Source organism: Chitinophaga sp. Cy-1792 (assembly GCF_011752935.1).
GTDB lineage: Bacteria > Bacteroidota > Bacteroidia > Chitinophagales > Chitinophagaceae > Chitinophaga.
Map to the genome: position 1 here is coordinate 1800230 of NZ_VWWO01000002.1, position 23536 is coordinate 1823765.

Annotated in this window: 19 protein-coding genes; 13 read left to right on the plus strand and 6 right to left on the minus strand. The window is 45.8% G+C overall.

Going from position 1 to position 23536, the window contains the following annotated elements; translation table 11 throughout:
* Positions 1–82 precede the first annotated feature (82 nt).
* Together F3J22_RS21460 and F3J22_RS21465 are read left to right on the plus strand one after the other, a co-directional pair.
* Positions 83–751: a hypothetical protein gene (locus tag F3J22_RS21460; protein WP_167019982.1), complete on the plus strand. Its 669-nt coding sequence runs from the start codon at positions 83–85 to the stop codon at positions 749–751.
* A gap of 93 nt (positions 752–844) precedes the next feature.
* Positions 845–1072, plus strand: a complete 228-nt coding sequence (locus F3J22_RS21465) for a DUF3820 family protein (protein ID WP_167019983.1) — start codon at positions 845–847, stop codon at positions 1070–1072.
* A 7-nt stretch (positions 1073–1079) separates the two neighbouring features.
* On the opposite strand, the gene F3J22_RS21470 is transcribed toward F3J22_RS21465, so the two are convergent.
* Positions 1080–1556: a polymer-forming cytoskeletal protein gene (locus tag F3J22_RS21470; protein ID WP_167019984.1), complete on the minus strand. Its 477-nt coding sequence runs from the start codon at positions 1554–1556 to the stop codon at positions 1080–1082.
* Between the two features lie 9 nt (positions 1557–1565).
* Positions 1566–2681, minus strand: a complete 1116-nt coding sequence (locus tag F3J22_RS21475; protein WP_167019985.1) for a ParM/StbA family protein — start codon at positions 2679–2681, stop codon at positions 1566–1568.
* 255 nt (positions 2682–2936) lie between these two features.
* On the opposite strand from F3J22_RS21475, the gene F3J22_RS21480 reads away from it, so the two are divergent.
* Positions 2937–3296 (plus strand): hypothetical protein, encoded by a 360-nt coding sequence (locus tag F3J22_RS21480; RefSeq protein ID WP_167019986.1) that lies wholly within the window; start codon positions 2937–2939, stop codon positions 3294–3296.
* Between the two features lie 57 nt (positions 3297–3353).
* Entirely contained in the window at positions 3354–5219 is a 1866-nt protein-coding gene (locus tag F3J22_RS21485; protein WP_167019987.1) for a M1 family metallopeptidase, read from the plus strand.
* 88 nt (positions 5220–5307) lie between these two features.
* On the opposite strand, the gene F3J22_RS21490 is transcribed toward F3J22_RS21485, so the two are convergent.
* From F3J22_RS21490 to F3J22_RS21505, 4 genes are all read right to left on the minus strand, one after another.
* Positions 5308–6267 (minus strand): DUF4249 family protein, encoded by a 960-nt coding sequence (locus F3J22_RS21490; RefSeq protein WP_370459464.1) that lies wholly within the window; start codon positions 6265–6267, stop codon positions 5308–5310.
* A 65-nt stretch (positions 6268–6332) separates the two neighbouring features.
* Complete coding sequence (locus F3J22_RS21495; protein ID WP_167019989.1) at positions 6333–9044, minus strand: TonB-dependent receptor; 2712 nt, start codon at positions 9042–9044, stop codon at positions 6333–6335.
* Positions 8977–9954 (minus strand): FecR family protein, encoded by a 978-nt coding sequence (locus F3J22_RS21500; protein ID WP_167019990.1) that lies wholly within the window; start codon positions 9952–9954, stop codon positions 8977–8979. Before F3J22_RS21500 ends, F3J22_RS21495 begins: the two co-directional genes overlap by 68 nt.
* A gap of 55 nt (positions 9955–10009) precedes the next feature.
* On the minus strand, positions 10010–10570 hold the full coding sequence (locus tag F3J22_RS21505) for an RNA polymerase sigma-70 factor (protein ID WP_167019991.1): 561 nt from the start codon (positions 10568–10570) through the stop codon (positions 10010–10012).
* A 145-nt stretch (positions 10571–10715) separates the two neighbouring features.
* Here F3J22_RS21505 and F3J22_RS21510 point away from each other — a divergent pair, with 145 nt between their 5' ends.
* The 9 genes from F3J22_RS21510 (at position 10716) to F3J22_RS21550 (ending at position 23520) form a co-directional block, all read left to right on the plus strand.
* Positions 10716–11342, plus strand: a complete 627-nt coding sequence (locus tag F3J22_RS21510) for a 4'-phosphopantetheinyl transferase superfamily protein (RefSeq protein ID WP_167019992.1) — start codon at positions 10716–10718, stop codon at positions 11340–11342.
* A gap of 138 nt (positions 11343–11480) precedes the next feature.
* Positions 11481–13892, plus strand: coding sequence for a glycoside hydrolase family 3 N-terminal domain-containing protein (locus F3J22_RS21515; RefSeq protein ID WP_167019993.1), 2412 nt, complete (start codon positions 11481–11483; stop codon positions 13890–13892).
* Positions 13893–14018: 126 nt separating this feature from the next.
* Positions 14019–15470: a hypothetical protein gene (locus tag F3J22_RS21520; RefSeq protein WP_167019994.1), complete on the plus strand. Its 1452-nt coding sequence runs from the start codon at positions 14019–14021 to the stop codon at positions 15468–15470.
* Positions 15471–15503: 33 nt separating this feature from the next.
* Positions 15504–16982: a hypothetical protein gene (locus tag F3J22_RS21525; protein ID WP_167019995.1), complete on the plus strand. Its 1479-nt coding sequence runs from the start codon at positions 15504–15506 to the stop codon at positions 16980–16982.
* 135 nt (positions 16983–17117) lie between these two features.
* Positions 17118–18587 (plus strand): hypothetical protein, encoded by a 1470-nt coding sequence (locus F3J22_RS21530; RefSeq protein ID WP_167019996.1) that lies wholly within the window; start codon positions 17118–17120, stop codon positions 18585–18587.
* A 408-nt stretch (positions 18588–18995) separates the two neighbouring features.
* Complete coding sequence (locus F3J22_RS21535; protein ID WP_205195498.1) at positions 18996–19610, plus strand: ABC transporter permease; 615 nt, start codon at positions 18996–18998, stop codon at positions 19608–19610.
* A 178-nt stretch (positions 19611–19788) separates the two neighbouring features.
* Entirely contained in the window at positions 19789–21276 is a 1488-nt protein-coding gene (locus tag F3J22_RS21540; protein WP_167019997.1) for a hypothetical protein, read from the plus strand.
* A 28-nt stretch (positions 21277–21304) separates the two neighbouring features.
* Positions 21305–22666, plus strand: coding sequence for an acyl-CoA dehydrogenase family protein (locus tag F3J22_RS21545; protein ID WP_167019998.1), 1362 nt, complete (start codon positions 21305–21307; stop codon positions 22664–22666).
* A 98-nt stretch (positions 22667–22764) separates the two neighbouring features.
* Positions 22765–23520, plus strand: a complete 756-nt coding sequence (locus tag F3J22_RS21550; protein WP_167019999.1) for an SGNH/GDSL hydrolase family protein — start codon at positions 22765–22767, stop codon at positions 23518–23520.
* The last annotated feature ends 16 nt before the right edge of the window (positions 23521–23536 follow it).

A 23536-nucleotide genomic window follows, 5' to 3' on the forward strand; every position in this document is an offset into this window, starting at 1 on the left:
TACGAACATTTTAGATATGGCCTTGTTGTTAATGTAGCAATCAGCTGTATTTATCAGATTTTAATTACCTAAATCTACAACTATGTTTCCCCGTTACAGTAAAGTCTTTTCCCGTGCCCAGCTAGTGCTATCCATGGCTTTTGTGCTGCTGATGAGCGGATGTGGTACTTCCGTTCATATGACCGGTACCTGGAAAGGAAATGAAGCCGCCAATACAGGGTACCACAAAATATTGATCGCCAGCTTGTCGTCGAACCTTGGTGCCCGGCAAACCGTAGAAACAGACCTGGCCGCAGCCCTGGCGAAAAAAGGGATTGTTACCGGCAAAAGCCTGGATATGTTCCCGCCAAACTTTGACCCTAAAAATGAAGTGTCGAAGCAGCAGATGGCAGATAAAATCCGCGAAGCTGGTTATACGGCCGTATTGACAACCTCGCTGGTAAATAAAGAATCAGAAACCAGGTATGTGCCCGGCTCCATGATGTACGCGCCATATCCTGCATATGGCTGGTATGGCAGCTTCTGGGGCTACTATGGCTATATGTACGGCACGGTATATTCTCCGGGCTATTATACCACGGATAAGATTTATTTCCTGGAAACGAATCTCTACGATCTTACAAAAAATGGGCAACTGGTATGGTCGGGCCAGTCGGAAACCTACAATCCAAGCAGCCTGCAATCATTCGGAAAGGCGTTTTCCAAAACGGTGTCCGACGCATTGCAGAATGGTGGCCTGTTACAGCGCTGATCATCATTTCATTCATTAGTACATACAGGTGTTGCGGCTGAAGCTTGCAGCACCTTTTTTGTTTCTTTTCCTTTTCTTTGCAAAAAAATAAAGATGGAAGCAGCACAACCCAACCCGGAATTACTGAAAGCACTGGTAACAATGAAGATGCCGTTTGGAAAATATGAAAATACGGTGCTGTGTGACCTCCCGGTAAGCTACCTGGAATGGTTTCAACGCAAAGGTTTCCCTGCCGGCAAACTGGGTATGCTGCTGGAAACGCTGCTGGTAATAAAAATGAATGGATTAGGTTATCTGCTGGATCCCCTCAAACAAAAATAGGGGCAGACTAAAACCAGGAAGTGGGCTTGTCTTCCTCATTTTCAGGTATAGTAGCAGTAGCAGAAGGCTTATTTTCCACAGGAACGGGGATGGTTTTAACAGACACAGGCATTTCAGCCGGTGGTTGTACCTGCACGTTCTTGCGTATAGCTCCTTCTACTACCGCGCCTTCTTCTATTTCCAATATCATGGCGTTCACATCTCCCTTCACAAAAGCCTTGGTGGTCACATACGCCTTGTTGCTGATATAAACGTCGCCATAAACTTTCCCTTTAATAACCAGGTCCGTAGCATATACATGCCCGCGGATACTGGCATTTTCACTGATAATCAGCTTCCCCGTGGTTTTTACGTCACCACGGATATGTCCATCAATACGGCCGGAAATAGTAGCGTCTATACTACCATTTACTGAAACAGATTTAGGAATCCTGAATGCACCAGGAGAGATCAGGTTGCGGAATAAATGACTGACGTTAATCACACGAACAATTTACAGGTTAATAGGAATCGTAGCCGATGCTGCCGGTGCCTCAGCTGCCGCAGCAGTGGACGTAGTAGCAGCCGATGGCTTCGTATGTTCATCCTCGAAGTAGGAGATAACGGAACTTGCATTCCCGAGATCAAGGCCTACACAACGAGTAGGTTTATTATCAGATATTCTTAAAGAGTTATGAAGATAACCAATACTGATGAGTTTTTCAGGATCCGGGGCAACTTCTACCGGAATAAAATCACGGAATTCTTCTGTAAAGGCATCGGTGAGCTCCTTGTAGTGCGCGCCACCACCCATCAGGTAGATTTTTTCACAGGTTTCAAAATCCAGGTCAGTAAAGTACTGACGCATCAAAGGAGAAACCACTTCCTTGTAATATTGGGTCAGCACCCCTTTACGCATTTCACGCAGGTCGATACGCTTACGGTTGGTGAAGATAGAACCTTTCATGAAGGCGTCGTCTACCTGATGCTCATTCTTCATTTCCAGGTAATGCTTCTGGTTCAGTTCACGGGTCAGGTTGTTGATGGCATATTTGATACCATGGGAGCTGAAGCAGGTACGGTGAATCAGGCCATCGCCGGTAGCCATGCCTCCCTCAATGGTGCCAAAACCAAAGCTGATGGCAATGAAGTTGTCTAACTGGGGTTCATTGATGGTTTTCTTCAAACCGATGATGCCACCCACGATCTCCGGGATTACTTCGTATCGCTCGATATCGAACATACCCTTTTTAAAAGAACCTTTGTTGTTGAAGGTCTGGGTATCATAATCTACCAGGAAATGCCTTTTGCTAAGGAATTGCTCGGCGGCAGCCTTGTAGATATTGTAGGTAGAAAATGGGAAGCCCATGGTAACGGACATTGGCTGTTGTACCTTGTCGATGGTATTCAGCAGCGCCGCCTTGAACAGTATCTCGTAGTCTTCCTCCGTAGGAGAAGCATTCGTCACCCTGCCCGGATTTATGCCGCCTCTCTTGGCCAGGTTCCCGACCAGATACCATGTATCATCTTTCTTGATTTTTAATCCGTTCAGTAAATCTTTACTGGAGTTCTCCGTGTTCCCGAAGGCTGTCTCAAATACGCTGGGGAAGCTGGTTGTAGATACTTTCATAGTGTTGTGATAATAACTGCGATAAAAAATGCACCTCTCATATTAACGGTACATAGCTTTCATCGGACGTTGTGAATAGGTTATGAAATTATGAAATAATAGGACAATTCAGAGTCGCATTCAATGAATTTAGGCTAAATTTAATACAGGGTATTTGATTTTCAAAATACCTTCATTTTAATAATATTCTTTCCGGATATTCGTTAATTATATTGCGTCCTTCCCTTGCCCATGCTCACTTTATACGATTAAAGCATGAAGTACTGCCTGGCCTTTCTGCTGTTTGCCATAACAGCCTGCAATACCTCCAATAAGATATATACAGCCCCCGCCATGGGAGCTGAATCGAAATTCGATGACGGACTACGTCCCGAAAAGCATCCACAGTATCTCTTCGATAAGAAAACCATGAAAGAGATGAAAAAGGAAGGGCTCTCCAGCGACTATACCCGTAAAAGGAATACAGCCCCCACCGCCCCCATAAAAAAAGCTACCTCCGGCGAAACATTGCCGGCAGACAGCTCTCATATGAATCCTTCGGATACATTGAAACTCCCTGCAGACAGCTCCCATAATATCTCCGATACAGCAAATGGTAATACCGGCAGGCAATAAGGTGCTTATTTCCTACATTTGATGTCCATTACTGCGTATGCTGTAATATTAAATTTTATGAAGATACAGGCAATATTATCGTTCCTGCTGACTGCAGTCATTCAGCAGGCAGTGGCGCAGCAACCGCTGTACATGCCGCTGAACATCAAACAGGCATATGAGAAAGGCACCAGAAATGAATCCGGCGCACCCGGACAAAAATACTGGCAGAACCATGCGGATTATAATATCCAGGTTTCGTTTGCACCCGAAACCAACCGGGTGGCTGGGGCAGAAACGATCATATACACCAATAACAGCCAGGATACACTGAAGGAAATTAATTTTAAAGTCTTCCCAAACCTCTACCAGAAGGGAAATATACACGCAATGCCCATCTCCCCGGACGACCTCACCGATGGCGTTGTCATTAAAAACTTCCGGGCCAATGGCGCTGAAATCCTGATCCCAAAAACACTGGGCACCAACATGCCGGTTTTTATCCCGGCACTCGCCCCCGGCAAACAGCTTCGGCTGGAGCTGGACTTCTCCTATATCCTTAACGAAAATACCCATATACGCACCGGCTCCATCGATACCGGTGCCTACTTTATCGCTTATTTCTTTCCCCGTATAGCTGTATATGATGATATCAACGGCTGGGACAGAGTACCATATACCGGCATTACTGAGTTCTACAACGATTTCTGTGATTTCCACGTAGCCATCACTGCCCCCGGTGATTATGCTGCCTGGGCTACCGGCGACCTTGTAAATGGTCAGGAAGTCTACCAGCCTAAAATCCTTCAAAGGATCGCGCAGGCGGAGAAAAGTGATAAAATAATGTTCGTGATAGACAGCGCAGATGTCAGCGGCAGAAAGATCACTAAAAACCGGAATAGTAATACCTGGCGCTTCGAAGCTAAAAATGTAACTGATTTCGCTTTTGCACTGAGTAACCACTACCTCTGGCAGGCTTCCGGCGTGGAAGTAGACCCACGTACGAAACGCCGTACCCGTGTTGATGCGGTGTTTAATCCGGAGCATGCTGATTACTTCGAAGTGGCCGGCTTTGCACGCGCCACCGTCAAACACATGAGCTATACCTTCCCGCGCTGGCCGTACCCTTATAGTCATGAAACGGTTTTTGACGGACTCGATCAGATGGAATATCCGATGATGGTAAACGACAACCCGCTGAACAACAAAGCGCAGGCCATCGAACTGACAGACCATGAAATATTTCATACCATGTTTCCGTTCTACATGGGCATCAATGAAACGATCTATGCCTGGATGGATGAAGGCTGGGCTACCATAGGAGAGTGGGTTATTTCTCCCCTGATCGATAGTACTATAGTGGATGATTATGGTATGCTTCCTTACAATAACATCGCCGGCAAATTCCAGGACCTGCCGATTATGTCGCCATCCAATCAGCTTTCAGATGCATACATGACCAACTCTTATCCTAAGCCAGGACTGGGTTATCTCTATGTAAAAGATATGCTCGGCGACAGCCTTTTCCTGAAAGCACTGCACCATTATATTACACAGTGGAATGGCAAACATCCGCAGCCATACGATTTCTTCAACTGCATGAACGCCGGCGCCGGCCGTAATATGAACTGGTTCTGGAAAAGCTGGTTCTTTGATAACGGCTATCCTGATCAGGGCATTGCTACCGTGAAGCAAAACATTGATCAATGTACGGTGGTAGTTGAATCAAAAGGAACTAAGCCTGTACCGGTAGATATTGCAGTTACCTTTGATGATGGCAGTGTTAAAAAGTACCATCGCAGCATCGCCTGCTGGGAACATGGCGAAAAACAAGTGGAAATTGCATTTACTGCTGCCCATAAAATTAAACAGGTGGTATTGGGAGATACCTGGGATGCAGATATAAATAAGGCAGATAATATTTATACTGCCCCAAATAATTAATTCCCGGGGATGGCCGCCACGCTCCGCAGGGCGGCCCCCTCCAGTATCTACCATCAGTAGATACTGCAAAAAAATCAGCTACGATAAATTACAACTCATCGTAGTACAAACTATACAATACCTGGTTGCTACCCCCAACAATCCCAAGTCCCCCGACGGTATTATTTCTCAGCTGTATCGCCTGAATAAGGCTGTTGAGCCCCGGATTACGCTTCACTTTCTCATAGGTCATCAGGAAATCATAATACTCTTTTGAAACAGCTTTAACGTACACGAGTACACGGCCTTTAGGCGCAATGGCTTCGGCCGGACTGGAACTTAATGCGGTAGCATTGATATACAGGTTCGTGTTGATGGTTTTATTTGTCTGGCTAAAAAGAATGGTATTATAGTTTTCATTTAACCCGCCGATCTGGTTATTGTCGGCATTTTCATCCTGTGTGTATACCGGTATACGGAGATAATCGTTCAGGAAGGTGGTGTCTTTGGTAATCAATACACCATGCTGGTTCTTCACCTGTTCGTACAAGTCTTCGTTTTCCGCTTTGTTATAACGGACACCATTATACGTAAAATAGATATCTACGGTGGCAGATTGTTTCAGCGCTTCCATCACGATAAACTGCCTGCCTGCCGGCTGTGGTGAGATGATAAAGTTGAACCGTAACACCGGGCGGCCGTTGAGCAGGGTACGTAAGGTATCGTGCAGTACAACCGTTGGCGCCGGTGGGATGAGGGCAGAAGCCAGTGCTTCTTTCATGTCGGGCACGTTCACAATTACGCGGTAGTTGGTGCCGGCAGCGAGCGTGGTTTTACCACTGTAAGAGCTCATCAGGCTATTGCTGTCGCTGTTAAGACTGAGCGTCTCTACCAGGTTACCATCTTTGGTGGTCAGCTGAACAATTGCATTTTTGACCAGGTCAAAACCATTGTCTACCCCGGGACCTATCACTTTGCTTTTGCCAACCAGCACCACTGGCGCCTGTCCGGCTGTCAGCTCGCTGTAAATCACTACCCTGGGCGTACCTGTAATGGCAGGGAGTGGCATTTCCCGTTCGCAGGCGGTGAGCAACATTATCATTAACACAGCTGGTAAATGCAGCAACTTCATAATCAGAATTTTAATGTATAACTCAAATATGGTAATGTTCGGAAAATACTATACTGGTATAACTGTATCGGATATACCTGGTCGAAATTATAATAGGAGAACTGGTCGAAACTCACGATGAACGGGTTGTTCCGGTCATAGATGTTGTATACGCCCGCACTGATGATATGCTTGAACCTGGATTTTTCTCCGAGGTAGATGTTGGTGCCGATATCCAGGTGATGCACGGCATGTAACCGGTAATTATTCAGCCCGCTGAAGAAGGGGAGATAATTAACCTGGTAGGTAGAGAATGGCGAATAGCGCTCATCCAGGTAACCATTGATATGTCTGGCCCAATCCAGGTCAGGAAATATTTGCTGTGGTAATGTGAAAGGCGCACCACTGGCGTACTTCCATGTGGCTGATATTGTCCAGTTTTTTTTCAGCTGGTACTTGGTGGCCAGCGATATGGTATGGCGGCGGTCCTCTTTGTAAGGGAACTTTCTGCCCCCATTGGTGCGGTCGAACTGGCGCCATGCCCATGCCAGCGTATAGCTGAATATGCCGGTGAATTTCCCTTTGGTCTTTTCCAGCAATACTTCCGCACCGTAATTGGTGCCGGTACCAGCGATAACTTTCTTCTCCCAGAGATCGGAATTATCGAAGATGTTCAGCACAGTATTGGTAGTGACGATATCACTTAACAGTTTGTAATATCCGTCTACGCTGAATCTCCACTGGTCATTCAATTTTTTCTCGTAAGCCAGGCTGTAATTATAGGAACGTTCCGGTTTAATATTATCTGTGCTGGGTACCCAGAGATCTGTAGGCAGATTGATCACCGGTGTTGTCAGCTGGTGAATAAACTGCGTCATATTCGAATACGAAGCCTCGATATACTGATTCTGTGGTAGTTTCCAGCGTACCATCAGTCGGGGCTGAAAGCTGGTATAACTGGACCCGGCTTGTAGCAGTGCCCCGAAATGTAAGCCTGGCCTTATGATCAGCTTATCATTGAATATTGTCAGCTGGTCCTCTGCATAGGCATTTACTTCTGACATGAAATATTTAGGCGCCTGTCTTTTGATGGCTTCACCTGCTGAAATATTGGTGCTGTATGCAGTAGGAGCGAAGTTGTGGTACGTATAACCACCACCGAAAGACAGCTTATGCATATTGTTGATGCTATACTCTGTTTCATTCTGTACGGCCACGTCCTTAATACTGGATATTCCTTGTCCCTTAACGAACATGGAATCCGTTTCACTCAGCGGGATGACGGAGTTTTGTCTGAAAAGATTATAGAACCGGCTATAGGTAACCGTGTTGTTCATGAATATCCTTGGCGACAATACACTGGTCCATTTCAGGGCAGCAGTGATATTACTCCAGTCGAAGTTGTAGTCGTCGAATAACAGGATTACCGGGTTATCACTGCTGATGCGGAGTTTGTCCTGGCCTTTGTAGAAGCTCAGGTATAATTTGTTTTTATCGTTGATAACCTGGTTTACTTTCAGGTTGACATCGTAGAGGTAATACTTGCCATAGTTTTTAAGGATATTGCCACCATAGAGTGCATCTACAAGTGATCTGCGAAGACTGAGGGCCATGGAAGTTTTATCTTTTACGATCGGTCCTTCAACTACAGCACTGGCAGATACCGGGCTTGCAGTAATGCTGCCATGCCATTCCTTCATATTACCATCGCGGGTGCGGATGTCTACCACAGACGACAGTCTGCCTGCGTATTTGGCCGGAAATGCATCTTTATAAAGAGAGACATCTTTGACGGCATCACCATTAAAAATAGAGAACAGTCCGAAGAGGTGGCCGGTATGATAGATAGGTACACCATCCAGGAGGTAAAGGTTCTGGTCTGCGCCGCCGCCTCTGATAAGGAGGTTGGCACTGCTTTCCAGGGAGCTGCTGGCGCCGGGATAGAATTGCAGTGACTTCAGCACATCTTTCTCTCCCAGGAGGGAAGGGAAGCTGCTTACATAAGATACCGGCATATTGATATAACCTGCATGCAGTACCATGGAGTCTGCAGGCGCGGCGTTTACGACTACCGGCTGAAGGTAATTGCGGATAGACATGTAGATATCCAGCTGACCTTCGTCAGGCGGAGGAAGCGGTTGTAATACCGTTTCATAGCCCACGTGGGAAAATACGATCTGGTGGCAGGTGTCGGGCAACTGGAGGGTATAGAAGCCGTAGGCGTTGCTGACGGTACCTTTCATGGTTACCGGGTCATATATGGAAGCGCCGATAATAGCCTCATTACTGGAATTTTCTTTTACGAAGCCGCTGACGGTATAGTATTGCGTCTGGGAGTTTTCCCGGAGGAGGAATATTTTGCCGTTGAAGGCGGCGGCCTGGATACCGCTTCCCTGGAGGATGGTGTTGAGCACCATACCGGTAGTTTTTTCGTTTCCGTTTAGCTGCACCTTTTTGTTCAGGTGAATAAAATTAGAGCTATAGGAGATCTGTATGCCGGTATGGCGTTGTATTTCCTGTATATACGACAAAATACTTCCCTGTTGGGAAGTAGGTTTGAAGTGTACGGATAGAAGTGAGTCACTGTTTTGCTGGGCGCGGACAGCTGTCCACGGCAAAAGCAGCAGAAACAATAATGTTGTAACGGTACAGGCGATTTTTACATAATCATTGGCTGATGACAATCGTGTCGCCTTCTTGTCTGTATTTGAAGCCCAGCAATAGTTGTAGTTCATGCAATGCATTATCACAGGACTGATCCCGGAAGGTGATGGTTGCTCTTTGCTGAGCGGCATTCTTCTGGTAAGATTCGTCGATCCTGATTACTTTGCTGTAAAAATCGGCTAATTGTGGCAATATATCAACAAGTGGAAGATCATTAAATTGTAATGTCCCTGTTTTCCAGGCTAAAAAGTTGAGATCATCGTTTTCTGCGGCGGAAAGAAGTCCGTTTTTACTGATACCTTTTTTGCCGCTGCTAACGATTACGCCCTGGTTCTGGTCTTCATTTCCGAGTCTTACGCTACCTTCTGTAACAATTACTACGGTGCCGGAGTCGCTGGTTTCTACGGTAAAGGCCGTTCCCAGTACTTCTACCTGGTCGTGATTGGGCGTTTTGATGACAAAGGGGTGGCTGGCGTCGCTGGCTACCTGGAACCATGCTTCACCTGTTAATTCCACGATCCTTTTATTTTCTTTATAGGCTTTGCTGTATTTGATGCTGGAGCCCGGGCGGAGACTGATACTGGTTTGATCATCCAGCTGAAGGTCTTTTATTTTACCTTCATTGGCCGCCACTTCATGCATTTTATAGGAAGAAGATTCCGTCATCCACCATGCGCCGGCAGACAATAAGGCGAGAACGGCTGCGGCAGCAGCATATCTGGCCCAAAGTGGCCTCACTTTGGCAGTTGCAGGTAATGAAGACTGAATTTGCTGATCTACCTTTATCCAGGCTGCCGGCGTATTGTATTGCCTTTCAGGTCGGGATTTCGCACTATCGTTCCAGATTTTCACTATTTTCTCGTACTCTTGCTGGTTTGCCTCATCGGCTTCCGTCCATTGACGGAGTACCAGGTCTTCTTCAGGGCTGATCTGGTTGGACAGTCGTAGTGTGATCAGTTCATATAAGGTGCTAGGTTCCATAAATAACTACAGTGTGCTCTATCTATACAACGGCAAAAGGGACATCATCCCTCTATTAGTCTATTAATAAATTAACAAGAAATAACATACAGACCGGTAATCCGTAGGCGGAGAGGTACTTTCGAAGGATTTTTAGTGCTCTTCCCATATAGTTCTCGACCGTTTTGGCGGATAAACCGAGCTCGGCAGCAGCCTGTTGATGAGTCATGCCCTTCACCCGGCAACGGGTGAATACTTCCTTACATTGAGGAGGCAGATTTTCAATGGCTTCATATATCAGCTGCTCATAGTATGGTTTGCTCTGTTCCTTTTCCTGTTCTCCAGGTTCTTCACTGTAATCGGCCAGTAACTCATATCCCTTATTATGCGCCTGTTCTACATTGATTTTCCGCAACGCTGAAATGGAATTATTGCGTACTGCCCTGAACAGGTAGGCTTTAATGTTTGGAATTCCAATGAGGTCCTGGTGTTTCTGCCATAACTTAATGAATGTTTCCTGTACCACGTCTTCCGCGGCGGCATCGTCATTCAGAAAACTGTAGGCATAATTACACAACTCGTTGTACAGTGAATGAAAAAGCGCCTGATATGCTTGATAAGAAGGTGATGTAATCATTTAACCTTCAAAGAATTTTATTAATAATGAATGCTGCTAATGTAGTTCTTTTTTTCATTATAAATATAAGTTGACATATACGCGTACCATCGCCTTTTATATTTCACGCCTCCATTTCGCATAATTTAATATTATCTTTATAGGCATGATACAGGTCTTCTATGCCACTGCACCGAACGAACTGCCCGATTTTGAATCGGCCCTGTCATCAATGCCCACGCCCATCAGGGATTATGTTAACAGGTACCATTACTTTAAAGATGCCGGCCTTGCACTCACCAGCAGACTACTCCTCCAGCATGCGCTGAGAACCAATCACCTGGCAGACAACCTCCTGGAAATGATCCTGTCGGATAACTATAAACGCCCCTACATTCCGGGTTGCCCCGACTTTAACCTGTCGCACACCGGTAATGTTGCAGTATGCGCCTTCTCCACAGAAGGAAGGGTAGGCATCGACATAGAAAAAATTCAACCTATAGAACTGGACGATTTTGAAGGCATCTGGACACCCGCCGAACTACAGTTTATTCAGCACGACCATAGCCGGTTCTTTTACTACTGGACCCGTAAGGAAGCCATTATCAAAGCAGATGGGAGAGGCCTCCACCTGCCATTGCAGCTGATTGATGTCAGCAAAGACCAGGTTTTACTGGACCAGAAATCCTGGCAACTCCAGGAACTCTTCCTGCTGCCAGGCTATAAAGCCCACATCGCCACCGATCTGCCAGCACTTCTTCCCCCTGTAATTAATCAGGTAAATCTCTTCTGATCTACCTAAAAAATCTACTCAAACTGATTTCTGGCCATATTTCATATTTCTTCTTGATTTTCAGATTATAATTTTATCTTGGAGGCGTTTTGCAATCCATTGCAAAGAATTTTTATCCCGTTAAATAAACATCGGAAAATGAAGCTCAGGATTACAGCAACGGGCCTGCTAACTATGCTGACGGTACAATATGCAGCCGCTCAGAAAGGTCAGCTGCCCATTTATCGGAATGGCTGGATTGATTTCAACAAAAATGGAAAGATGGACATCTTTGAAGATCCATCTCAGACAGTTGATGCACGCGTGAAGGACCTCCTTTCTCAAATGACACTGGACGAAAAGACCTGTCAGATGGCCACCCTATACGGTTATGGCCGCGTACTCAAAGATGAAATGCCAACCCCGGAATGGAAAAACAAAGTCTGGAAAGATGGTATCGCCAACATCGATGAGGAATTGAACAGTCTGGCCGGTAACAGCAAAGCCCAATCTGCCTACTCTTTCCCTTTTAATAAACATGCGGCTGCCATCAATACCGTTCAGAAATGGTTTATTGAGGAAACCAGGCTGGGTATACCGGTAGATTTTACCAACGAAGGTATACATGGTCTGAACCATGACCGCGCCACCCCTTTGCCGGCGCCAATCGGCATCGGTAGTACCTGGAACCGTAAACTGGTACACCAGGCAGGAGAAATCGCCGGCCGTGAGGCTAAACTGCTTGGCTATACGAACGTATATGCACCTATTCTTGATCCTGCCCGCGACCCACGCTGGGGCCGTGTGGTAGAATGCTATGGTGAAGATCCCTTCCTCATCGCTGAAATGGGTAAACAAATGGTGATCGGTATACAATCACAGGGAGTGGCTTCAACACTGAAACACTTTGCAGTATACAGTATTCCTAAAGGTGGCCGCGATGGCAACGCCCGTACAGACCCACATGTGGCGCCAAGAGAAATGTACCAGATATACCTCTATCCATTCCGTCGCGTAATCCAGGAAGCAAAGCCAATGGGCGTAATGAGCAGTTATAACGACTGGGATGGTGAGCCGGTAACTGGTTCCTATTTCTTCCTCACCGAATTACTTCGCCAGAAATTTGGCTTCGACGGATATGTGGTGTCCGACAGTGATGCGGTGGAATACCTCTTCAGCAAACACCACGTAGCAGCTACCTATAAAGAAGCGGTTCGCCAGACAGTAGAAGCAGGACTGAACGTTCGTACCAACTTTACCCCTCCGGAAGATTTCATCACCCCGCTTCGTGAGCTGGTGAAAGAAGGAAAGGTAAATATGAAAACGATCGATAGCCGTGTAAGTGATGTTTTACGCGTGAAGTTCCGCCTGGGCCTCTTCGATAAGCCTTACGTAGACGAGAAAGCAGCCGACAAAGGTGTACATACTCCTGCCGACGATTCCTTTGCACTGCAACTGAACCGCGAGTCGCTGGTACTCCTGAAAAATGAAAACAATACTTTACCAATCAATAAACAGGCGATCAAAAAGTTATTGGTAACCGGACCGATGGCCACAGCCGTAAGTCACGCCAACAGCCGCTATGGTCCTTCGCATAACCCGGTGATTTCCGTGTTGGAAGGCATCCGGAAGCAGGCAGGTAAAGGCCTCGAAGTTACTTACGCCAAAGGTTGTGATGTGGTAAACCCAGGATGGCCTGGCACGGAAGTTATTCCTACACCATTGAGCCAGGATGAGCAGAACGATATCAACGAAGCGGTAGCAAAAGCGAAAGAAGCGGATGTTATTGTTGCAGTGGTTGGTGAAGACGATAAACGCGTAGGGGAGAGCCTTTCCCGTACCAGCCTGGATTTGCCGGGTCGTCAGCTGCAACTGCTGCAGGCATTGCATGCCACCGGCAAACCGGTAGTAGCGGTACTGATCAATGGCCAGCCTTTAACCATCAACTGGGAAAACCAAAACCTGCCGGCTATCCTTGAGGCCTGGTTCCCTGGCCCTTCAGGTGGTATAGCAGTAGCAGAAGCGCTGTTCGGGGATTATAACCCGGGCGGCCGACTCACCGTTACCTTCCCTAAATCAACCGGTCAGCTGGAACTGAACTTCCCGTATAAACCCGGATCTCATGCTGATCAGCCTTCCAGCGGTAATAACGGTTACGGTCGTACGAGCGTAAACGGACCGCTGTATCCTTTCGGTTATGGCCTCAGCTACACAACATTTGAATACAGCAACCTGGTGGTAACACCTGATCAGGGCCACCAGCAAACAGATATCCAGGTGTCAGTGGATGTAACCAATACGGGTAAACGTACCGGCGATGAAGTGGTACAATTATATATGCACGACAAAGTAAGCAGTGTCACTACTTACGTTTGGCAGCTTCGTGGCTTCGACCGCGTAACACTGGCTCCAGGCGAAAAGAAAACAATGCACTTCACCCTGCACCCGGACGACCTGGCCCTGCTGGATAAGAATATGAACTGGACTGTTGAGCCAGGGGACTTTGAAATAGCAATAGGCGCGAATTCAGAAGACCTGAAGCTCAAAAAAACAATTACCATAATTGACTAATAATAAACTCATATCCTATAATCACCTGCCCCTGGAATTCTTTCCGGGGGCTTTTTTTTAACACCTTCCGGGTATTGGGTGTGTAAACCTTGCGACTATCTTTGCACTTTGTTATTCCTTACTCTTATGCCTATACGTTTCTTTGCCGCTGTATCCCTGCTGTTTATGATTGCTTGCGGACAACCCGCCCATGAGGATTTTACTACAGCAAATTTCAAGATGCTTTTGAACAATCTTGATACGGTTAAAACACCTACCACCTGGATATGGATGGATTCACTCAGGGCGGTCCGTGTATTCGGAGACTATACCTCGTATGCTGCCGTAACAGCAGCAATGCTGCCCCCAAGAGATAGCATGATTAATATAGTATATGATGCCACCGATGAAAAAGATACGCTGACCCATAGCTTTATTGTTGCCGCTTATACGCCGGCAGGCAAACTTGTCAGTAAAACGCTCATGAAAAAGCTCAGAAAAGAGCCGGACCACAAATGGGGCGGTGCGGTTGTAATGGAAAACGATTCTTTACTGGAGTTAAGACAGTATTATTTCAGCGGTAGCTGGGAGGCTACCGGAAACCCTGCATCTGACATTACGCAAATATTGATTGGGAAAAATGGACAGCATACTTTGCTGGACAATGATACAGAAACTTTTGAGCACTTTGGGAAAGACTTCCGGGAGCTGCAATTGCCGTTTATCTTCCCCGATACCCCGGATGATGCTGAGCCGCTGCCAACGGTCAACAGAGCAGCACACTGGTTTGATCTGGGGCCTTTGCTGGGACTTGATTTTCCCAAAATTAATAAAATGGGAAAAGTAAACATTCCAGGTACACAACACCGTTTCTATGTGCTGAAAATGTCGCAACCAATATTGCAATATACTAACCAGCAGGTAGATGACGCGCTCTATGTGGTCGATTATGATGAGCGTGGTAAAAGATATGGCCAGTGGCGCGTTACCGGCGGTGATGAGGTTGATAATAATTTTACACTGGTACGGGATTTTAATGTTGATTCCATAGGTAACTGCCATTTTGCTGAGTTTAAATTAGATAAGGGAGAAGTTTTTGAGAACGAAGGGTTTAGTATATCTTATCTGATGAGAAAAGAATTATCCGTGCAGTCGAACGGAAGATTAAAACTTTTCTGCAATTCGCTGGATGTGGACATGAAAAGCTTCGATGCTGATTCAGCTATTGCGAATTATAAACTGGCTGTTAATAATCAGCAGAAATATACATTGCTTACCAGGGTGCCCGGTAGCAATATGTCCCTGGCTTTACACCGCTGGAAATCAGGGAAGGTCTATGTTTTTGAAATTGTTTCCATTGCGAAGGCCAAAATCATTGATGCAATGGTAGTGGCCTATAAAGGTCTTGATCGTATACCGGCAGATGAAGTTACATTCGATAAAACTGTATTCGAAAACCTGGAGCAGCTGCCAGGAACCATGAACGGTCCGGTAAGAGTACGTTTTAAAGATAAGACATTAACGATGGAGGCTAATGGTACATTATCAATGGAACCTGTACTAAATATAACGGTTCCGAAAACTACTCCGGATTTATAAGGTAATCTTTTCATTTTGTTATTCCTTACCCATATGACTATACGTACCTATACAGCACTGTTGCTACTACTTTTCATAGCCTGCAAGCCAACCCCTAAACAGAAAGGTGCTGCCGGCACCGTTTCAGCAGCTGACTTCAACGAATTCGTTAATGGCCTTTCTACCATAAAACCACCCAATGCATTTATCAACCTGTATGAGGCTGTTGAAGGGCAATATATGTACCGCGACAGTTCCATTCAATTCAGTAAATTTCATGCTTTACGCTTGCCATCGCCTGATAATTTTATAGCAATAATATATGATGGAACTGCCGGGCCTGATGAAAAGTACAGTAGTATACTTGTTACCTATAACCAGGATGGCAGCGTGATTCAGAAGACCGTCATTTTTGAATTAAGTAAGAGTAATCGGGCTGAAGGGGTTTGGAAGAAATTAGCCATACCGTCAGATAGCGTCCTTGAATTGCGTACTTTCCAACTGGATACACATTCACCGGAAGAAGAAAAATATTTGTCGGCAGCAGTTAAAAAATTATTAATACAGGCAGACGGCCATCATAGTTGGCTGAACAGTGATAAAGAGCCCTTTGCGAAATTTATTGGAAACTTCCCCCAGCTGACATTGCCGCTCAGCTTTCCACAAACCCCCAACTCCGGCAACTGGCCGGAGTTTGCAAGCGATAATAGCTGGTTTGACCTGAAAGAAATGCTGACCTACGATTTCCCTCGCTGCTATAAGATGGGGAAACTTAATATCTCCGGAAGTAAGTTTTCTACCGTCTTCATAAAAACAGCTGATGTAATCACCCATCCGGATAATGAAGCACATATCGATGATGCTGTTCACGTAGTTGTATTTGACGCCAACGGAAAGGAAACAGACCGAATAAAAGCAACCGGAAAGGATTGGGGGGAAGATGGATCTTATACCCGCTGGAAGAATTTTACCATGGATGCCGCTGGCGTAATGCATATTCAGGAAGAAATTCATGTGCCTGTATTTGAAGCCTCTATGTACGCTGATACATATTCCAGTATGCTGAAAACTGATGTTACAGTGCAGCCAAACGGCCGGCTGGACGTAGTGGCTACCAACTTTGAAATGGACATGCAGAAGTTATCCATTGACAGCACAACCTTAGGAAATTTTCCCAGTGATACTTCGCACCATGTATATGAATTCCTTGGAAACTATCCTGGCACCAATGTTAATGTAGTATTGCATTTCTGGACATTAAAAGGAGAATATGTATATGAGTTGATAACAGTTGATGGGCAGCATAAAATACTGGATGCTGCTGTTATCGCGGCAAATCTGCCATCAGGTAAACAGCCGGCGCTGCATGTGGCCATACCTGATCGCGCTTTATATGTGCCGCCAATGAAGAAAATGAAAAACAGCGGCCCTGTAAAAATTTTGTTGAAGGATCTCGTATATGTGGTTACTGCCGAAGGTAAGCTGATAAAGCAGGTAGAAGGAGAGGCAACACGGTCAAAGGGCTCCGAATAATATTAAATTCTTCCATCTTATCTTGTTAATAAAAAGCCACTGGCTGAACTGTCAGTGGCTTTTTATTTTTTAATGTATAAGTTTCTTTTTTTTCCGATGCTACCACTACCTTTGCCACTTGTTATACCTACCCTTATGCCTATACGTAATTATGCGGCGTTTTTACTGCTGCTCTTCGTGGCTTGCCAGCCATCAAAAAAGAAAGAAACAGGTAACGTTGTTTCAACGGAAAATTTTGGAACCTTTGTCCAGAACTTAACATTACTGCATACTCCTACTCCGAATTTAGCGATCTGGGATACGGTTACTGCCCAGTATATGTACCGCGACAGCTCCGTTAAATTCCAAAGCATCCATGCCGTACGCATTCCGTCGCCAGACAACTTCATCGCCGTACTCTACAACGGGGTCACAGACGAAAGCCACATGGATACCTATTTCCTTGCTTCCTATACTAAAGATGGTAAGCTCATTCAGAAAACCAAAGTATACGAAATGGATAATGACAGGATGGGTGAGCAGAATACCTATAGCAAATTGGTGATGGGGTCTGATTCTATCATAGAGGTACGTGAATACTATATCAACAGAGAAGGTGGTGGAAATAAAGCGTCGCTCATCAAACACTTACTGATACAGCAAGACGGCCATCATAGCTGGCAGAAAGCCCATAAGGAAACCTTCCTGGCATTTGCAGGTAACTTCCCGGTATTAAACCTGCCTGTTTCATATCCTGAAACACCTAAGTCTACCGGGTTCCCTCAGTTTGATCTGAATAATGGCTGGTATGACCCAAGTGAATTATTAGGGTATGATTTTCCTAAATTTTATAAAGTAGGTAAATACAATATCCCGGGATCCGCGTATACATTGTACCTGGTGAAATCAGCTGAAGTTATGATGGAAGGTGGTGAAGAGGATGTTGAAGACGGTTTGTATGTTGCCGTATTTGATGGGAATGGAAGAGAAATTGACCGGCATCAGGTGACCGGTGGAGAAGGAGGAGAAGGGATTTATCTGTATAGAAATGACTTTAGTATTGACTCTGCAGGTACCATGCATATGGTAGAAAAGTCCAACGACGGTTCAGAATTTGGTTTTACACTTGGAGTGGGTACATATACTACCAACCTGAACAAAGATATTGCAGTACAGCCGAATGGAACACTCGCCATAACAGCCACTGCTTTTGATATGGACCTGAAGGATTTTGTTGGCGACAGCGCCAGATACAATACCGGCGTCGCTGATACCACCAGTGAGGATAATCAATATTGTTACCTGGGAAATTATCCGGGTGCCAATATTCATATCGTGATGCACGGCTGGTTTGATAAGAAAGAGTTTGTATATGAAATACTCTCCTTAGATCAGAACAGGAAGATACTGGATGCTTTAACAGTGGCATCAAAGTTATCTGCCGGCTCAAAGCCTGATCTCCATGTACCGATTGATGCGGATATTTTATACATGCCTCCTGTTGCCAGGATGAAAATGAATGGTGTTGTCCGGGTCTTACTTAAAGACGGTGCTATCACAGTAGGTGCAGATGGTAAATTGACCAAAACTGCTGCAGCTATAGCGGATGCAACGGCAACGAAATAATTACCCATAACTAATGTGCTACGGGCATACTGGTATCAGCCGGTATGCCCGTTTCTCATTAAAAAAATAATAGTAAATTAGAAGTGACGGTGTTCTAAACCGGATACGTATAGTCCGATGCTGAACAGCTCCAGTTATCAAGTAACCTGTTAATCCGCTGTACTACAGCCCGTCTGGCCATGGAACGGACGGCGTGCGGTGGACAGGCCAGAACACGGATGTCGCCATTCAATTTAGCAATACCGCTGTTGGATATGATTTCGTTAAAACATTGAACCTGAAGCTCCTGCCTTCGGGGCTGATTCTGCAAATTATATCATCAACGAAGCAGCCGCAAAACGATTGGGATATAAAGATCCAATCGGATAGCCACTTACATTCGGGCAGCGGTCGGGCCTCATTGTTGGCTTGCTGAAAGACTTTCATTTCAATTCCCTGCATGAACCAATCCGCCCGCTGATCATACGTCTGAACGAAAACTGGGGCTATGATTATATTCTGATTAAAACAACTACCGGACAAACAAAACAGGCACTTGCTGCCACAGCAGCCATTTGTAAAAAGCTGAACCCGGGATACCCTTTCAGTTATTCCTTCCTGGACCAGGATTTTCAAAAGGTTTATAACAGTGAGATGATTGTAGGTAAACTTAACACATTGTTTACCTGCCTTTCTGTTTTTATCGCCTGTCTGGGCCTGTTTGGCCTGGCAGCCTTTACTGCTGAGCAGCGTACACGTGAAATTGGCGTACGTAAAGTATTAGGCGCTTCCGTTGTCAATATTGTTGCGCTCTTATCCGGCGATTTCCTGAAACTGGTGCTGATTGCTATTGTCATTGCAATGCCGCTGGCATGGTATACCATGCACCAATGGCTGCAAAATTTCAGTTATAGTATTGGTTTGTCCTGGATCATTTTCGCAGGCGCAGGCATCATCGCCATTTCGATAGCGGCACTAACCATCAGCTTCCAGAGTATTAAGGCTGCCCTGGTGAATCCTGTAAAAAGTCTGAAGAGCGAATAAATATTTAACCTGCCATGTTTTACTGGTATTTTTAGGTAGATGATTGTCCGGAAGATGATATCCGGAGAGGGTTTCCGGGGTTTTCCCGTTTACCTGTTCTGCTTGTCTGGCTACAAAGGCAATTTTTCGCTTTATGCAGAATATTATTATCTTGCCCGTCAAATCATCCCATACACCCATGAAAACGTTGGCGAAAACCTTGATGGCATTGTTGTCTGTATCAATGCTGGCATGCCAAAATAATGAAACCAATAATTCGGATGCTGATATTGCTAAGGTGACTATCAAAACTATTCCTGGTTTCTCCGGTATGGTGGATACTCTCCCTAAGCTTACCATGCCTTATAATGATGATCAGCTGAAAACTGTTCAGGCAAATGCATTTATTCCCGCTGCAAACGGGCATAAATTCCAGATGATCCAGGCAGGGGTGTTATTTAATAGAGATACGGTTACCGCACTTATATTTAAATGCTATACAGACCTGAATAAGAACAGGTACCAGGTCTTCCTGGCCACTTTTCATAAAAACGGTAAAACCATTGCCAGCGAAGAAATTGGTGTAAACGCGGTAGAGGAAAATGGCAACGAACATTCCAATACTTCCATGCAGCCTGTCTTCGACGGCGATTCCCTCGTACAGCTCAGAACACAATGGTATGTTTATTATACTAACCGGGAATCATCTCCCAAAAGTAAAAGTAAGCTGAAGTTGATTCGTATAGGCAGGAACGGAACCATCACCCATATTCCACAGGAGAATGTCAGCTTCCAGGATTTTATGAACAGGTTTCCTGCGCTGAAGCTGCCCCTGGCGCTGACAATAGCCCCTGATAACAGTCTGCTGAAGCCGGTGTCACTGCTCACACCTTACTATAACTTCGAAGGATATATGTTGGCAGATACCCTGCAATTTTATCATTTCGGAAGAATCAGTCTGCCCGGTAAATATCCGATGCTGGTATATACTACCGGCCAGATGGAGCAGGGAGAAGGTATTACCGAACCGGGCTACCAGCTGGTAGTATATTCACCGGAAGGCAAGGAAACAGACCGGCATATGCTGCTGGGCACAGAAGCCGCTGAATCTTACTATACTACGGCAGAAAATGCAACGATAGATGCTTCCGGCAATATTCACCTGACGGAAACCCTGGGTGAGCCTGTTTATTATACGGTGAACCTCTCTGATGATTTACGATATATATGGGATCTCTCCTTAAAACCTGATAACGAGGGCAAACTCGATCAAACCCGCAACAGTCTTCAGATCGCCAGCAATTTCTATGACCCGGCTACCTTGAAGGCCAACCTGAAGGAAATCCTTTCGGGAGAAGAGGAGCATGAAGAGCATTACTTCAACGGTGTATCCTGGATTCCTTTCGAAAAGCCGGTGGCAATAGGATTACACATCTTCAGAAGAAATAATGAAGTATTGGCAGAGGTCTTTCTGGGAAATGAAAACATGGATGTTACCGATCGTTTCATCGTCTACAACGGACTGAAAAGAACCATATATGCCGGCACGATGCCTGCACAATTCGAAGATCAGGATGATGCTATTTCTGCCCAGGGGGAAAAGATAGAATTTAATGGCCCGGTTACACTAAAAGTAGCAGGCAAATTACTGGAAGTGACGCCACAGGGGAAATTTAAGGTGAAATAATTCGTATATTCATCTAAAACCATGTCGTATGTCTGGAACTTTCTCAAAGCTCAGGAATGCCTACCATCTGTTTAAAAGCATTGATTTTAAAATGCTGGCAAAACTCTCTGAAAAGGTCGATCTGCCCAAGGTAATGGAATCCGTTTCCAAAATGGACGAAAACCAGCTGAACGGCCTGTTGAAGATGCTGAGCGCCAGAAGTTCGAAAAAGAAGGTTCCTCCCGCTGTTAATGGTGATTTCTATGATATTGCCGCCCGGCTATCTCCCGAAGACAGAGAACTACAGCTGAAAGTACGCCGTTTCATGGAAGAGGAGATACAGCCGCTGGTAAACGAATACTGGCTCAAGGCTGAATTCCCTTTTGAAATCATTCCTAAATTCAGAGAACTAAATATCACCGGTATCACCTTTGAAGGTTACGGTTGTGCCAACCGCTCTTTCCTGATGGAGGGCATCATCGCAATGGAAATGGCCCGCGTAGATGCCAGCATCGCCACTTTCTTCGGCGTACAAACCGGCCTCGCCATGCGTTCCATTTATATGCTGGGCTCTGAAGCGCAGAAAGATGAATGGCTCCCGGGAATGCAGCAACTGAACATAATAGGGGCCTTCGGACTCACCGAACCGGAAGTAGGTAGCGGTACCGCCGGCGGACTCACCACCACGGCTAAACGTACCGGCGACACCTGGGTACTTAACGGCCAGAAAAAATGGATCGGCAACGCCACCTTTGCAGATGTAATCGTTATCTGGGCCAGGGATGTAGATGATAACCAGGTAAAAGGTTTTCTCCTGCGAAAAGACACCCCGGGCTTCTCCGTAGAAAAGATCCACGATAAAATGTCCCTCCGCATTGTTCAGAATGGCCTGATCACACTGAAAGACTGCCACATAGCAGAAAGTGACCGCCTGGCACATGCAGCGAGCTTTAAAGATACGTCGCACGTATTGCGCATGACAAGGGCCAGTGTAGCCTGGGAAGCGGTTGGGTGCGCCAGAGGAGCCTATGAAAATGCGCTGGACTATACCATGAAAAGGAAGCAGTTTGGTAAGCCCATCGCCGGTTTTCAGCTTATACAGGGACATCTGGTAGAAATGTTGTCCAACCTCACCGCCATGCAAACAATGGCTTTCCGCCTTTCCGAACTCCAGGACGAAGGCCGCCTCAAAGATGAACATGCCTCTCTCGCGAAAGTTTTTTGTACCCTTCGTACCCGCGATATCGTTAGCCGTGCCCGTGAAGTGATGGGAGGCAACGGCATCCTGCTGGAATACAACGTCGCCCGCTTTGTAGCTGATGCCGAAGGGATCTATTCCTATGAAGGCACCAAGGAAATCAATTCCCTGATAGTGGGGAAAGCCATCACCGGTCTGAGTGCCTTTGTATAGGAGTGCCTTCAGATGACCGGTAATTTTCAATTGAGATATTAAAAAAATTATCGTCGGTTTTTTATAGTTTTAGCTGTTGCTAAAAAATGACCTTCGTTATGAATAACACAAACCGTCGTAGTTTTTTACGAAATGTATCTCTTGGAAGCCTTGCCGCACTTAGTTTGCCGGAAATCGTTGCAGCAGCCGCTCCTGCAGAAAAATCACCAAAAATCGCGCTGAAGAAAGATTGTACCATCCTCTTCCAGGGCGACTCCATCACCGATGTAGGCCGCAAAAGAGACAATGATGCCCCCAACAATAATAGCGCATTGGGTGGCGGATACCCACTCCTGGCTGCTTCTGAAATGCTCTGGCAGTATCCGGACAGAAACCTGAAAATTTTCAACAGAGGCATCAGCGGAAATAAGGTATTTCAGCTGGCTGAACGCTGGGATGCCGACTGTCTGGCACTCAAACCAGATGTATTGAGCATTCTCGTAGGCGTAAATGACTACTGGCATACCCTTACCAATAAATATAACGGTACCTCAAAGGTTTACCACGACGACCTCGACAAACTCCTGGACCGTACAAAGCAACAGCTGCCAGATGTACAGCTGATCATCGGTGAGCCATACGCTGTTAAAGGCGTAAAGGCAGTGGATGATTCCTGGTTCCCGACGTTCAATGAATACCAGGTGGCCGCTAAAGAAATTGCCGCTAAATACAAAGCGATCTTTATTCCTTACCAGGCCATCTATGATAAAGCCATTCAATCGGCCCCTGCTTCCTACTGGACAGGAGACGGTGTACATCCTTCCGTTGCAGGCGCACGCCTGATGGCACAGGGATGGCTGAATTGTGTTAAATAAAACTCATGCAGACAAT

What these genes read in the sequence shown, in the direction of transcription:
- F3J22_RS21490 (WP_370459464.1), bottom strand. Translation starts at nt 6,267, where the DNA reads ATGCCACTCCCTGCCATTACAGGTACGCCCAGGGTAGTGATTTACAGC.
- F3J22_RS21495 (WP_167019989.1), bottom strand. Translation starts at nt 9,044, where the DNA reads ATGAACTACAACTATTGCTGGGCTTCAAATACAGACAAGAAGGCGACA.
- F3J22_RS21550 (WP_167019999.1), top strand. Translation starts at nt 22,765, where the DNA reads ATGAATAACACAAACCGTCGTAGTTTTTTACGAAATGTATCTCTTGGA.
- F3J22_RS21475 (WP_167019985.1), bottom strand. Translation starts at nt 2,681, where the DNA reads ATGAAAGTATCTACAACCAGCTTCCCCAGCGTATTTGAGACAGCCTTC.
- F3J22_RS21500 (WP_167019990.1), bottom strand. Translation starts at nt 9,954, where the DNA reads ATGGAACCTAGCACCTTATATGAACTGATCACACTACGACTGTCCAAC.
- F3J22_RS21480 (WP_167019986.1), top strand. Translation starts at nt 2,937, where the DNA reads ATGAAGTACTGCCTGGCCTTTCTGCTGTTTGCCATAACAGCCTGCAAT.
- F3J22_RS21505 (WP_167019991.1), bottom strand. Translation starts at nt 10,570, where the DNA reads ATGATTACATCACCTTCTTATCAAGCATATCAGGCGCTTTTTCATTCA.
- F3J22_RS21485 (WP_167019987.1), top strand. Translation starts at nt 3,354, where the DNA reads ATGAAGATACAGGCAATATTATCGTTCCTGCTGACTGCAGTCATTCAG.
- F3J22_RS21465 (WP_167019983.1), top strand. Translation starts at nt 845, where the DNA reads ATGGAAGCAGCACAACCCAACCCGGAATTACTGAAAGCACTGGTAACA.
- F3J22_RS21540 (WP_167019997.1), top strand. Translation starts at nt 19,789, where the DNA reads ATGAAAACGTTGGCGAAAACCTTGATGGCATTGTTGTCTGTATCAATG.
- F3J22_RS21520 (WP_167019994.1), top strand. Translation starts at nt 14,019, where the DNA reads ATGCCTATACGTTTCTTTGCCGCTGTATCCCTGCTGTTTATGATTGCT.
- F3J22_RS21545 (WP_167019998.1), top strand. Translation starts at nt 21,305, where the DNA reads ATGTCTGGAACTTTCTCAAAGCTCAGGAATGCCTACCATCTGTTTAAA.
- F3J22_RS21460 (WP_167019982.1), top strand. Translation starts at nt 83, where the DNA reads ATGTTTCCCCGTTACAGTAAAGTCTTTTCCCGTGCCCAGCTAGTGCTA.
- F3J22_RS21510 (WP_167019992.1), top strand. Translation starts at nt 10,716, where the DNA reads ATGATACAGGTCTTCTATGCCACTGCACCGAACGAACTGCCCGATTTT.
- F3J22_RS21515 (WP_167019993.1), top strand. Translation starts at nt 11,481, where the DNA reads ATGAAGCTCAGGATTACAGCAACGGGCCTGCTAACTATGCTGACGGTA.
- F3J22_RS21525 (WP_167019995.1), top strand. Translation starts at nt 15,504, where the DNA reads ATGACTATACGTACCTATACAGCACTGTTGCTACTACTTTTCATAGCC.
- F3J22_RS21530 (WP_167019996.1), top strand. Translation starts at nt 17,118, where the DNA reads ATGCCTATACGTAATTATGCGGCGTTTTTACTGCTGCTCTTCGTGGCT.